The sequence below is a fragment of the Oceanospirillum maris DSM 6286 genome (assembly GCF_000422865.1).
Classification (GTDB): domain Bacteria; phylum Pseudomonadota; class Gammaproteobacteria; order Pseudomonadales; family Halomonadaceae; genus Oceanospirillum; species Oceanospirillum maris.
Window position 1 is genome coordinate 13,580 of the sequence record NZ_AUGW01000028.1, and the last position, 12,975, is coordinate 26,554.

Sequence of the window (12,975 nt, forward strand, 5' to 3'; positions counted from 1 at the left end):
TTATTGGCCCTCGGGTTTGTGGTTTGGATCTGTTTCGAGGGAAGGGCCGTTGAGATGCCGATGGTACGTGGTTGCTTCAACAATCAGTCTTAGTTGCTGATCACTGGGTTCTAGGGTGAAGTCGCCCAGGGTAACGATGCGCTCAAATTGATTGAGGGCAGCAAGGAAGAGCCCTAGGTTATGATAGTGACCGCTAATGGTTAATGTGAAAGGCTGGGTGCTATATTTTTCCAGTGTTTGTTCAGGTTTAAGCTTTAGGCTATGGAGTAGCACATGATGCTGTTGGGCTTTTTCTCCGATGTGCTCGATAAGCTCTGGAATGGATTTATTGACGGGAAGCTGAGGGGTAAGTCTAGAGATTTCCTGCTGAAGAGTGAGTAGTTGCTGTCGATAAGCCGGTAGGTTCGCCCCTTGAAAGGCTTTTTTCTCATAGACCTGGATTAGGTCTGGCTCTTGCTGCTGGATTGAATTAAGGCTTGTTAGCTCTGGCTGTAGGTAGAAAAAATAACCGCTAATTAAGGTGATGAGTAATGTGAAACCATAGATAGCAACTCTACCTAGTGGTGGCCAAGAGCCAGCATCTTTTATATCTATTTCGCTCAGGTCTATTTTTCTTAGCTTTATTTCACTTAGACTTATTTTCCCTAAGTCTATTTTGCTTGAACTTGCCTGTAAGCGCATTGATAGCCGCGATAGCCCTTTTGATGGCTTTGTCGGGTTGGTAGACGATTTATTCATAGCGCCCCCTGCTCTTTTTGAGATGAAGCTATTTGCTGAAGCTGAAGAATAAAATGATTAAAGTTTTGATGGCTTGGGCTGGCGCTGACATCGGTTAATGTTGGATCGTGCAAGCCTTCTATATGAGCGAGTTTGCGCATCAGTTCTGATATCTGCTGGTTGCTTTGAGCTTCTCCTTCAACAAATAGTACTCGGCCTTGTTGTTGTATTTTTTTTAGGTAGATACTAGAGGGTATTATCTGAGGAATCTTATTGAAAATCTGTACGATATAACCTCGGTCAGCCTGTAGGGTATCAAGGGTGTTGATCCAGTCGAGTAACTGCTCTCGCTTTTTTTGCAATGCACGAACATCTTGGATTTCACCATCGAGCTGAGCTATATGGTTTTTAATGAGAGTATTGCGAGCGCTTTGTAGGCTTTGTTGATGGTGAATAAACTGCCCTGAAATAATCAGCAGTATGATGCCTGTGAGCACCGACAAGAGAACCCGCTGCAGAAACTCTTTTTGGCATTGTTGGCGATGTTCCTCTCGCCAAGGGAGCAAGTTAATCCGTGGCATTGTTGAACCCTCTCATGGCTAAGCCAAAGGCAGTCATCAGAGCTGGAGCGTCATGGTCTAGTGCGGCTCTATTGATTCGATCATTAATTGACGCGATAACAAAAGGGTTGGCCACTGAGGTTGGGGTTTTTAGGTGCGTTTGTAATGTTGATGCGAGCCCCTCCGTTGATGAGCTGCCCCCTGTTAGTAGTATATAGTCGATGTGGCGATGGCGGGGTGATGAGTAAAGACGGTAGGCTGTTGATGAATAAAATAGCTGCAGTGCACGATTAATTTGCTGCTGCGCTGTCTGTTGAAATGGTTGAAGGACCTCCCGTGGCAACCCTCCTTTTTTCTTTGCGGTTTCAGCGGCAGCATAGGAAATATTAAAGTGCTGCATTATTCCGTCGGTGAGCTGTTTTCCGCCAAAGATTTGATCCCTAGAGTAGATCGTCTCATCTCTGTGTAACACGCTTAAGTTTGTCAGGGCTGCGCCGATATCGACCACTGCGATTAAAGGGTCTGCTGCCTCAAGGTTTAAATGAGGACGAAGTAATGATACGGCTCTCTCAATGGCGTAGTTCTCCACGTCGATTATCTTCGGTGATAGCCCTCCATGCTCCAAGGCGCTCTGTAAATGCTCAACGGTTTCAAGCCGACAGGCAACGAGTAAAACGTCTTGTTTTTTGGGATTATCCGCTACAGGTTTGACGGGCTCTGTTGAAGGGCTTATAACCTCAAAGTCGATGGCGACTTCATTGATGGGAATGGTTATAAATTGGTCGGCTTCGACGATGATCTGAGCTTCCATCTCTGAAGGTGAGAGACTGGCGTTCATTTGGATTTTTCGAGTAATAACGGATGCCCCAGAGACAGCCGTAATAGTATTGCGAGTACTCGGTTGTATATGTTCAATCATAAGGCGAATGGTTTCGCCGACCTGCACAGGGTCTTGAACTTTGCGTTCAACAACCGCTTGATCAGGCAGGGAGGCAATAGCATAGGTCTCAATTTGAACCCGGCTATTAAAATAACTGAGCTCTAATAATTTGACCGATGAGCTGCTGATATCCAACCCAAGCATATGAGTTTTTCTGCTGCGAAAGAGGCTAAACAAAGGCGCAATCCTTGTGACTTTTGTTTCGTATCACTGCATGTGGTTTTAGGTGTTGTGACCTTTATTATCCTGCCGGTACAGATCTCTGGTTCGTGGTCAGGTAAAGGCCCTTATGCTGTGCCCTATTAATGGGCGTATAAAAATAGAGTAGTGCTATCGATGACTGTCGCATAGATAAATCTTTCCAAATCAAGCTATGCCATTGGAATATCGAGACTCACCCTGCCTATAATGACAGCTTTGCTGTAAAAAGTGCAGCTTGGTGGACGAGTGTCGCTCACCTAGTCAGTGTAGTCTGATTGATGATAGTAAGCGTAGTTTGATTGATGATAAGGGAAATGGCTTCTCCATGGGTGCAATAAAAGGTTTTTTTAAGTGGTTTATCTACTTGCTTGTTGGTGGTGTCGCATTTGGCGTGGCCGTTTCATATAGTGTTGTACTTTATTTAGGACCTCAACTTCCTGATATTGAGCAGCTAAGAAATATTCAGCTACAAACGCCTTTACGCATTTATACTCGCGATGAAAAACTGGTGGCTGAGTTTGGTGAAAAGCGCCGAACTGCGGTGAGCTATGAACAGATACCTCCGTATTTTATTCAGGCTATTTTGGCAGCAGAAGATACGAATTTTTATAATCACTCAGGTATTGATATCAAAGGCTTAGCGCGGGCGTTTGTACAGTTGGCTCAGTCGGGAAGTATTCAGTCTGGCGGCAGTACCATCACCATGCAGGTTGCCCGTAACTACCTTTTAACGCTTGATCAAACATTCACGCGAAAGTTTAAAGAGATTATTCTCTCTTTGCAGATGGAGAAAATTCTCAATAAAGAAGAGATTATGGAGCTGTACGTCAATAAAATTTATCTGGGTAATCGAGCCTACGGTATTGATGCAGCAGCAGAAGTTTATTATGGCAAAGAGTTGAAAGAGCTTAGTCTTGCTCAGCTCGCGATGATCGCTGGTCTTCCTAAGGCTCCTTCTCGGTATAACCCTATTATTAACCCCCGTCGTGCCCTGTTACGTCGAAACTGGATTGTGCATCGCATGTTTAGTTTGGGCATGATTGACGAACAAACCTACCAGATTGCTGTACGCGAACCGATTACTGCACGTTACCACGGCTTAAAACCAGAGGTTGATTCTCCTTATGTGGCGGAAATGGTGCGGGCAGAAGTTGCTGATAAACTTGGCGAAGACCTTTACACCGCAGGGTATCGTGTTTATACGACACTGGACTCAAAGGCTCAATTAGCTGCTAACGATGCCCTTGTCAAAGGTCTACTTGCTTACGATAAGCGCCACGGCTGGAGAGGCTCTGTACAACGGGATATTCCTGCAATGCTTGAGAGTGATGATCCAGAAAATCTATCGCTAGAAGGTGAGCTGGATCTTGGTATTGATGCGGAGCTTGATGAAACAGGCGCACCGATCATTAGTGAGGATACTAGTAACTGGCAAAAAGTGCTGCGTTCCACGCCAACCTATGGTGACCTGAAGCCTGTTGTTGTTTCAACGGCAGAAGAACGTTTTCTTCAAGTCGTCACTGAAGATGGCTCTTATATTGAAGTGTCGTGGGATAACGTTACTTGGGCTAAACCCTATCATAATATTTATTGGAAAGGCCCAAGCTTGAAAGCAACATCAGACATTTTGAAGCGAGGGGATTTAGTTTATATCGAACCGCTTGGTGATGGCTGGCAGCTTTCTCAGGTACCGAATATTCAGGGCGCATTTGTTTCGCTATCCCCTGAGGATGGTCGTGTATTGGCGCTCATCGGAGGCTTTAACTTCTATCAGAATAAGTTCAACCGAGCTTATCAAGGTGCCCGCCAGGCTGGATCTATTTTCAAGCCTTTGGTTTACACCGCGGCTCTAGAAAGTGGTTTTACTGCGGCAAGTATCATCAATGATGCGCCGGTGGTTTTTAACGATAAAGGCTTAGAGTCAACATGGCGGCCGAGTAACTCAAGCGGTAAGTTTTACGGCCCAACCCGCCTGCGACATGCGCTTTATAAGTCTCGAAACTTAGTTTCAATTCGGATTTTGCGCTCCATTGGTATTTCTAATGCTATTCGCTTTGCAGAAAAATTTGGACTGGATGCCAATAAACTACCCCGAGACCTTTCGTTGGCGCTAGGGAGTGCGGCGCTATCGCCTTATCAAATGGCGATGGTCTATGCCGTGATCGCTAACGGCGGCCATAAGGTGAGCCCTTATTTTATTGATCGCATAGAAAATAGTGACGGTGAGGTACTCTTCCAAGCAGAACCTCTAAGGGTTTGCCGTGATTGCAATGCAACAGATGAGCGCGTACAGGTAGAGGGTCGTACTTACCGTGTTGCACCGCGTATTGCCGATGAGCGCAGTATTTATATCATGCAGACCATGCTTAAAGATGTTATCAAACAAGGTACAGGGCGTAAGGCAAAATCCTTAGGACGCTCAGATATTGCGGGTAAAACTGGCACAACCAACGAACAGAAAGATGCTTGGTTCTCAGGCTTTAATCAGGATGTGGTTGCTGCAACATGGGTTGGCTTCGATCAGCCTCGTACCATTGGTGAGTACGGCAGTAAGGCTGCACTACCTATCTGGGTTGATTTTATGGATGAATTTCTAGCCGGTAAGCCTGAGAGCAGTATGCCTCAGCCACCAGGGCTGGTAACGGTAAGGATTGATCCAGAGACGGGTAAACGCGCAAGGCCAGGCCAGACCGATGCATTATTTGAAGTGTTTCGTGTCGAGAATGTACCGCAAGAAGAGTTTGTTGCACCAACGGCCAGCCCTTCCGATCAGTCTGAAAGTGATTCAGGGCTTCCGGTTTCACCCTCTGACGACGCTATAGCCCCAGAGGCTTTGTTCTAATAAGCCATTAACGAAAAACGGCACCCTTGTGAGGTGCCGTTTTTTTGTGCCGGAACAAATGTCGATAGGACATTTTCAAGCTTAAAAGCATCTGAATATCAGGTGCTTTATTTTATAAGCTGTCTTACAGAGGGTAGTGCTCTGGGTATGGCAGGCGAGCAACACCAGAATCTACCGCAGCTTTAGCAACCGCAGCAGATACCGCGCCTAATAGACGTGAATCAGTTGGCTTCGGAATGATATAGTCTGTGCCGAACTCAAGTTTGATGCCGTCATAGGCGTCGATAACTTCCTGAGTAACAGGCTCTTTCGCTAGGTCTTTGATCGCATGAGCTGCGGCAATTTTCATCTCTTCGTTAATACGGCTGGCGCGAACATCTAATGCACCACGGAAGATGAATGGGAAGCCCAGTACATTGTTTACTTGGTTTGGATAGTCTGAGCGACCTGTTGCCATGATTAGATCGTCACGAGTGGCGTTTGCCAAGGCTGGATCGATTTCAGGATCAGGGTTAGAACAAGCAAATACGATTGGCTTAGGTGCCATTTTCGCTAGTTGATCTGCTGCCAGTAGATTCGGGCCAGATAGGCCAACAAATACGTCGGCACCATCGATGGCATCATCTAGGGTACGCTTGTCAGTATCGTTAGCGAACATCGCTTTGTATTGGTTAAGATCATCACGACCTGTATGAATGACGCCTTTACGGTCAACCATATAGATATTTTCGATCTTAGCACCACAGCTAATCAGAAGCTTCATACAGGCAACGGCTGCTGCACCGGCGCCAAGACATACAATTTTAGCTTCTTCAATTTTCTTACCTTGAATTTCCAAGGCATTCAGCATGCCGGCTGCCGTTACGATAGCCGTACCGTGCTGGTCATCATGGAAGACAGGAATGTCGCACTGTTCGATTAGTGCACGCTCAATCTCAAAGCACTCAGGTGCTTTGATGTCTTCCAGGTTAATACCGCCCCAAGTATCGGCAATGCGAGCAACGGTATCAATGAAAGCCTGTGGGCTCTCTGCATTAATTTCGATATCGACAGAATTAATATCTGCGAAACGCTTAAATAGAAGGCTTTTACCTTCCATTACAGGCTTGCTGGCTAGAGGACCTAAGTTACCTAGACCCAGAATCGCGGTGCCATCAGAGATAACCGCTACTAGATTGCCTTTACCCGTGTAGCGGTAGGCATTCTCAGGATCTTTTGCGATTTCACGCACAGGCTCAGCAACGCCTGGGCTGTAGGCCAAAGATAGGTCGCGCGCGGTTTCCGCTGGCTTGGTGATTTCTACACTTAATTTGCCCGGAATTGGATTGGCATGGTAGTCCAGCGCAGCTTTTTTCATTTCATCTGACATTTTTTTAGTTCCGGTTGTTTAGGGTTTAGCACTTTAGAGGATATAGAAAAAAAACCAGCCGAACAAGATGGGCATTAAACAAAAGTCAAAGAACTTTTTTTACAAAAAAGCGGCTTTTTTATGAGTAAAAACACTATCTAAATCAGCATGTTGTAATTTGACTACTGTTGTTTTTCGGCGAGATGTAAGTGCTTGAATTTAGATGTTGAGTGCTTAACGCTAGAGGCTGAGTGCTTGAGCCTAGGAATTGGATGATTCGTTGTAGGATTAAAAGACATAAAAAAAAGCAGCCCGAAGGCTGCTTTTTACCGAAAAAGAAAGACTTATGCTTTCTTGATACGGCTTGAGAAACGCTGCTTGAAGCGATCTACACGACCACCAGTAGAAGCTTGTTTCTGCTTACCGGTGTAAAACGGGTGACACTGAGAACAAACATCCAAGTGCAGCGGCTTATTCAGCGTTGAACGCAGTTGGAAAGTGTGGCCACAGCTGCAAGTTGCAGAGATGTCGTTGTACTCTGGGTGAATACCTTGTTTCATTTTAAATAAACCTCAATAAGTTTGAACCGCCACTTGGTCTTGCCAAGCACCGTTCAAGGTTTGTATAGAAAACCGGTTATCTTAGCAGGCGTTTCATAATAACAGATGCGAACATCTAATAGGATGAGCCTTATAAGAAGGTGAGGCATAATAGCAGAGTTTTTCTTTGAGGCAAGAGGTAAGCATGACCTCGTTATTTGATGATGAGCTGCCGGTTATCCGTGTGGCGTTACCTGTGCCGTTAACACGCTGTTTTGATTATATTTTACCCCCGAACTTACAGCATGAGTATCTACCTCTTGGTGCTCGCGTTCGCGTGCCTTATCGTAATAAAACGATGATTGGTGTGGTGATGGCACGGCAGGTAACTCCCGATATTCCGATAGAAAAGCTGAAACCGCTGATTGAATTGATCGATGATGCATCACTTCTGGACGATCATCAGCGTGCTTTAGCCCAGTGGTTGGCGCGTTATTGTCACGGTCCTATTGGCGATGTTATTAGCTTGATGCTACCTACGTTACTACGCCAAGGTGCAGCGGCCCATATCCAAGAGGAGACTTACTGGCAGGCAACGCAGAGTGGTCGGGTGCTTGCGCCGGATAAAATGAGTCGGGCGCCTAGGCAGGCGGAGCTACTGCGAGCATTACAAAAACATCAGCAGCCTGTTGCCGCCACTATGCTGCGTTCTCTTGGTTTTACCTCGGCGCAGATGGCTGCTCTGGAAGATAAGGGGCTGGCAGAGCGCTATAAACAGTCCCGTCATCTTGAACCCCATGATGATGGTAAGCCAGTGCTGGCCGAAATACCGCTGCAGTTGAATAATGAGCAGGCGGAGGCTGTTAATGCGGTGTTAGATAAATTAACGCAGCCAGAGGTTTTTCTACTTGAAGGAATTACCGGTAGCGGCAAAACAGAAGTGTATCTTCAGATTATTGAGGCCGCACTAAAGCAAAATCGACAAGTGCTGGTTTTAGTACCTGAGATTGGTTTAGCTCCTCAAACGGTGAATCGATTTAAAAAGCGCTTTGCGGTGCCTGTAATGACCTTGCACTCTGGTCTCAGTGAAAAAGAACGTTTGGATGCTTGGTTGCTCGCTCGAGATGGTCGAGCGGGTGTTTTAATCGGTACGCGTTCAGCATCAATGACCCCTTTTAAGGATTTAGGGTTGATTGTGGTTGATGAGGAGCATGATGCTTCCTACAAGCAAGGTGATGGTATTCGTTATTCTGCCCGTGATCTGGCTATTGTGCGCGGTAAGATGCTGGGCTGCCCCGTTGTTCTTGGTTCTGCAACGCCCTCACTTGAAACCCTGCACAATGCCATGGAAAAGCGCTACCACTGGTTAACGCTTAAACAGCGAGCAGGTGCTAAGGTACAGCTGCCAGATATTTATCTGCATGATATCCATAATAAAAAATTAACCAATGGGATTGATGGGCGTTTATTGCAAGTGATGCGCACGCACTTGGAGCAGGGTGGACAGGTGCTTGCTTTTATTAACCGCCGAGGCTTTGCTCCCGCATTGATGTGCCATGACTGTGGCTGGGTTTCTGATTGTACATTTTGCGATGCACGTATGACCCTTCACCGTGAGCCGCCAAGACTACATTGCCATCACTGCAATACGGTGAGTGGGATTCCTCTTCAATGCCCTAAATGCTTTGCAACAGAGTTGAAACCGGTGGGATCTGGCACGGAGCGCATGGAAGAAACCCTTGAGCAGGCCTTTAAAGATTGGCCGGTGTTTCGGGTTGATCGTGACACGGTTAGCAAAAAAGGCATGATGGAAAAACTGCTGGAGAAAGTGCAAAAAGAGGAACCCTGTGTCTTAGTGGGGACTCAGATGTTAGCAAAAGGGCATCATTTTCCTGCGGTTTCCTTGGTGGTTGTGTTGGATGCTGACGGTGGTTTTTATAGCTCAGACTTCCGCGGCCTTGAGCGTATGGGGCAATTATTAACTCAGGTGGCTGGGCGGGCTGGGCGGGAGCAACGCAAGGGTAAAGTTGTGGTGCAAACCCATCGGCCAGAAGACCCGCTGTTAAAGCTGCTTGCTCGACATGATTACAGCGAGTTTTCACGTTGTTTGTTGGAGGAACGTCGGGAAACGCTTCTCCCTCCTTACTCTTTTATGGCGATTATCCGAGCGGAGGCCAATCAAAGTGATTTGGTTTCAAGCTTTCTGGCTGATGTGGTGCAGGCCGCTGAGCCGGTGATCACCCAAATTGAAGGACTGGAGGTTATCGGGCCGCTACCCTCCCCAATGGAGCGTCGCTTTGGTCGCTATCATATGCAAATTTGGCTGCTGTGTAGTAAAAGAGCACCGCTGCATCAGGGGATCGCCTGTTTGTTGGATCTTATTAATCGTCATCCTATGCAGCGTAAAGTACGCTGGTCTTTGGATGTTGATCCACAGGAATTGATTTGATCACAGGTTAACCTTTATAAACCTTAATCCATCTTTTACCTGATATTATGGAAAAGCATAGTTTTGTGGTTAACAGATGCATGAATAAAGATGATAATAGTGGGTTATTACTTTATCGCGAGTAAGTAACAAGTAACGGTCGCGAGTGAATAACGCCCAGTAGGCTGAATGTTCTTGAAAATAGTCAGCCTGTCAATTTCTTGGTTAGCAGATCCGGATTGAAATGAAAGAACATATTGCTGAATTAATTAGTGCCGCTATCGACTCTCTGAAACAGCAGGACATTCTGCCTGCTGACCTATCGCCACGTATCATGGTGGAAAACGCCAAAGATAAAGCCCACGGTGATTTTGCGACAAATATCGCATTAATGCTGGCTAAGCCAGCGGGTTGTGCTCCCCGTGAGCTGGCGCAAAAGCTGGTTGATGCACTACCTCAAAGCAGCAGTGTGACTCAGGTTGATATTGCAGGCCCAGGTTTTATTAACTTCTTTGCTAGCGCTGCGACGATCACTGCGGTTGTGGCCGATGTGCTGAGCCAAAAAGACGCTTTCGGTTTAAGTAAAGTCGGTGGTCATCAAAAAATACAGGTTGAGTTTGTTTCTGCAAACCCAACAGGGCCGCTGCATGTTGGGCATGGTCGAGGTGCGGCCTATGGCGCTACGGTATCTGATTTCTTGGCTGCGGCAGGCTTTGATGTTTACCGAGAGTACTATGTTAATGACGCTGGCCGTCAGATGGATATTTTGGCGACAAGTGTCTGGCTGCGGTACTTAGAGTTAGAGAGCTTAGAGTTAGAGAGCGAGGGGCAGAACGGCATCGCGTTTGATTTCCCAAGCAACGGCTATAAAGGCGGCTATATTCTCGATATCGCTAAGAAAGCACAGGATCAGTTTGGCGATCGCTTGGTTCGTTCTGCAGCGGATGTGTTTTCAGGCGTAGCTGCGGATGAGCCACAAGGTGGCGATAAAGAAGCGCATATTGATGGCCTTATCGCACAAGCCAAAGCACTTTTGGGTGCAGAAACCTATGATGTTATGTTTGATATTGCCTTGGAGGATATCCGTGGTGATATTGAAAACGACCTAGGTGAGTTTGGTGTTGCGTATCAAAACTGGTTCTCTGAGCGCTCGTTAACCCGCGGGGGTGATGTTGAAACAGCCCTGAAGAAATTAACCGATGCCGGGCATATCTATGAAGAGGGTGGTGCCCAATGGTTCCGTTCCACCGCCTTTGGTGATGACAAAGACCGTTGTGTGGTACGTGATAACGGCATGACCACCTACTTCGCCTCTGACATTGCTTATATGCATAATAAATTTGAGCGTGGCTTTGACAAGTTGTTGTATGTATTTGGTGCAGATCACCATGGTTATCTGCCACGTCTAAAAGCTGTTTGTCAGGCGCTAGATTATCCGTTAGAAAAATTGGATTTCCGCCTGGTACAATTTGCTATTTTATACCGTGGCTCTGAGCGTGTTCAGATGTCGACCCGCTCCGGTTCTTTTGTGACACTGCGCGAACTGCGTGAAGAAGTTGGTAACGATGCGGCTCGTTTCTTCTATGTGAGCCGTAAGTCTGATCAACATATGGATTTTGACTTGGATCTGGCTAAATCGCAGTCTAAAGATAATCCTGTTTATTACATTCAGTATGCTCATGCTCGTGTTTGCAGCGTTATGCGTAAATTGGCAGAGCATGAATGGGACTTTGATCAAGAGGCAGGTCTTGCTGCATTAGAACTGTTGGATAGTGATTACGAGAAGAACTTGATGGTAGCGTTGGCTCGTTATCCTGAAGTACTGGAAAATTGTGCGCTGCACTATGAGCCCCACGTTATGGCTCAGTTTATGAAAGAGCTCGCATCAGATTTCCACACTTGGTACAACGCCCTTAAAGTATTGGAAAATGATGCTCAAATCCGTAATGCCCGATTAGCACTAAGCGAAGCTGTGCGCCAAGTGTTAGCAAATGGTTTGGGGCTGCTGGGTGTGAGCGCACCGGAGGAGATGTAAGTATTATGAGCAGGGATTTCGCCAAAAAAACATCGGCTAACAAGCGGGGCGGAGCTTCACCGCGACAGGAAGATGCACCGGTAACTCAGCGTCGAGAGTTGCCGCCATGGAGCTGGCTGATTTTTGGTGTGGTTTTGGGTTTTGGTCTTGCTAAATGGCAAGGCTCTGGCTCTGAACCTCCTGCTCTTCCCCGTATGGCTGCGGTACCTGCTGAACCTGCAGCCGTAGTGCCACCTGATGATAGCGTTGCACCACAGGATGAAGAGCGTAAGCGTTTTGATTTTTATAATCTTCTGCCTCAGCAAGAGGTGACAACAGCACCTGTTGAAGAATATCAGTCAACGCCCCGTGATACGGAGAATGAAAACTTACCTGAATATATTCTTCAGGTCGGTTCGTTCCGTGCGAAAGCAGATGCTGAGCGACTTGTCGCTAAGTTAAAAACACAAGGGCATGCACCAATGATTGCCAGCACCGAAACGGCAAGTGGTACTTGGCATCGTGTGCGCATTGGCCCGTTCAAGGATAGACGTAAGTTGAATATGGCTCAGGATGCGATGGCTAGAGATAATATCCAGTCTTTGTTGATTCGTTTACCTCAGTAATCAGTTCTTGATGCACTGATTATTTTAAGCCGTTAAATCTCTTATTTTAGGGATTTAACGGCTTTTTGCCGACTATTCTCTCTTTTTTCCTGTCGTTAACGCTTGAAATTCCCTTAGGTTGCCTCCACCTATTTTTGTTCTAGAGGGTGGATTACCTTTTTAATTTTAAGCTTGCAAGGTATAAGCCTTTTTAACCCAATTTGGAGTAGCAGATGACAACGATTGTAGCTGTGCGTCGTGATAACCAGGTCGTACTCGGTGGAGACGGCCAAGTTTCCCTAGGCAATACCGTAATGAAAGGTAATGCTCGCAAAGTACGCCGTCTGTATCGTAATCAGGTTTTGGCAGGATTTGCCGGTGGCACAGCAGATGCGTTCACTTTGTTCGAGCGCTTTGAATCTCAGCTAGAAAAACATCAAGGTCAATTGGTGCGAGCCGCTGTCGAAATGGCGAAAGATTGGCGTACTGACCGAGCGTTACGTCGCCTAGAGGCGATGCTGATTGTGGCAGATACCACTGCAACATTAATTATTTCAGGCACTGGCGATGTCGTAGAGCCAGAGCATGGTGTTGTCGCGATTGGCTCTGGTGGTAACTATGCACTGGCCGCCGGTCGTGCATTGCATGAAAATACAGCATTAACCGCGCAAGAGATTGTAGAGAAAAGTCTTGCGATGGCCGGTGATATTTGTGTCTTTACCAATCACTCGCCAACCATTGAAGAGCTGTCTTGGTAGTGATTCACCTGCATCCTATGTTG

At 46.6% G+C, this 12,975-nt stretch carries 10 protein-coding genes; 5 read left to right on the forward strand and 5 right to left on the reverse strand.

Annotation, left to right across the window (positions count from 1 at the left end):
* From G517_RS0111235 to pilM, 3 genes are read right to left on the reverse strand one after another with little or no spacing between them, the layout of a single operon-like run.
* A complete protein-coding gene (locus tag G517_RS0111235) occupies positions 1-738 on the reverse strand; it encodes a type IV pilus inner membrane component PilO (protein WP_028304490.1) in 738 nt (245 codons plus the stop codon).
* A complete protein-coding gene (locus G517_RS18835; protein WP_051206339.1) occupies positions 735-1,298 on the reverse strand; it encodes a PilN domain-containing protein in 564 nt (187 codons plus the stop codon). The genes G517_RS0111235 and G517_RS18835 overlap by 4 nt, the downstream gene beginning before the upstream one ends.
* Positions 1,285-2,394, reverse strand: coding sequence for a type IV pilus assembly protein PilM (gene pilM, locus G517_RS0111245; protein ID WP_028304491.1), 1,110 nt, complete (start codon positions 2,392-2,394; stop codon positions 1,285-1,287). The genes G517_RS18835 and pilM overlap by 14 nt, the downstream gene beginning before the upstream one ends.
* 262 nt (positions 2,395-2,656) lie before the next feature.
* Between pilM and G517_RS0111250 the strand changes: the two genes are divergently transcribed.
* Positions 2,657-5,260, forward strand: a complete 2,604-nt coding sequence (locus G517_RS0111250; protein ID WP_051206341.1) for a penicillin-binding protein 1A — start codon at positions 2,657-2,659, stop codon at positions 5,258-5,260.
* 124 nt (positions 5,261-5,384) lie between these two features.
* On the opposite strand, the gene G517_RS0111255 is transcribed toward G517_RS0111250, so the two are convergent.
* The gene (locus G517_RS0111255; RefSeq protein ID WP_028304493.1) at positions 5,385-6,629 is read right to left on the reverse strand and encodes a malic enzyme-like NAD(P)-binding protein; all 1,245 of its coding nucleotides are present in this window, start codon (positions 6,627-6,629) and stop codon (positions 5,385-5,387) included.
* Positions 6,630-6,952: 323 nt separating this feature from the next.
* Entirely contained in the window at positions 6,953-7,168 is a 216-nt protein-coding gene (gene rpmE / locus G517_RS0111260; protein WP_028304494.1) for a 50S ribosomal protein L31, read from the reverse strand.
* Positions 7,169-7,352: 184 nt separating this feature from the next.
* On the opposite strand from rpmE, the gene G517_RS0111265 reads away from it, so the two are divergent.
* The 4 genes from G517_RS0111265 (at position 7,353) to hslV (ending at position 12,952) form a co-directional block, all read left to right on the forward strand.
* The gene (locus tag G517_RS0111265) at positions 7,353-9,596 is read left to right on the forward strand and encodes a primosomal protein N' (protein ID WP_051206344.1); all 2,244 of its coding nucleotides are present in this window, start codon (positions 7,353-7,355) and stop codon (positions 9,594-9,596) included.
* A gap of 223 nt (positions 9,597-9,819) precedes the next feature.
* Positions 9,820-11,610, forward strand: coding sequence for an arginine--tRNA ligase (gene argS / locus G517_RS0111270; protein ID WP_028304496.1), 1,791 nt, complete (start codon positions 9,820-9,822; stop codon positions 11,608-11,610).
* A 5-nt stretch (positions 11,611-11,615) separates the two neighbouring features.
* Complete coding sequence (locus tag G517_RS20180; RefSeq protein WP_051206345.1) at positions 11,616-12,215, forward strand: SPOR domain-containing protein; 600 nt, start codon at positions 11,616-11,618, stop codon at positions 12,213-12,215.
* A gap of 212 nt (positions 12,216-12,427) precedes the next feature.
* Positions 12,428-12,952 (forward strand): ATP-dependent protease subunit HslV, encoded by a 525-nt coding sequence (gene hslV, locus G517_RS0111280; RefSeq protein ID WP_028304497.1) that lies wholly within the window; start codon positions 12,428-12,430, stop codon positions 12,950-12,952.
* The last annotated feature ends 23 nt before the right edge of the window (positions 12,953-12,975 follow it).

Bases quoted from the DNA above. Each gene is read 5' to 3' on its own strand.
- G517_RS20180 (WP_051206345.1), top strand. From the start codon at position 11,616: ATGAGCAGGGATTTCGCCAAAAAAACATCGGCTAACAAGCGGGGCGGA.
- G517_RS0111255 (WP_028304493.1), bottom strand. From the start codon at position 6,629: ATGTCAGATGAAATGAAAAAAGCTGCGCTGGACTACCATGCCAATCCA.
- G517_RS18835 (WP_051206339.1), bottom strand. From the start codon at position 1,298: ATGCCACGGATTAACTTGCTCCCTTGGCGAGAGGAACATCGCCAACAA.
- G517_RS0111265 (WP_051206344.1), top strand. From the start codon at position 7,353: ATGACCTCGTTATTTGATGATGAGCTGCCGGTTATCCGTGTGGCGTTA.
- rpmE (WP_028304494.1), bottom strand. From the start codon at position 7,168: ATGAAACAAGGTATTCACCCAGAGTACAACGACATCTCTGCAACTTGC.
- hslV (WP_028304497.1), top strand. From the start codon at position 12,428: ATGACAACGATTGTAGCTGTGCGTCGTGATAACCAGGTCGTACTCGGT.
- G517_RS0111235 (WP_028304490.1), bottom strand. From the start codon at position 738: ATGAATAAATCGTCTACCAACCCGACAAAGCCATCAAAAGGGCTATCG.
- argS (WP_028304496.1), top strand. From the start codon at position 9,820: ATGAAAGAACATATTGCTGAATTAATTAGTGCCGCTATCGACTCTCTG.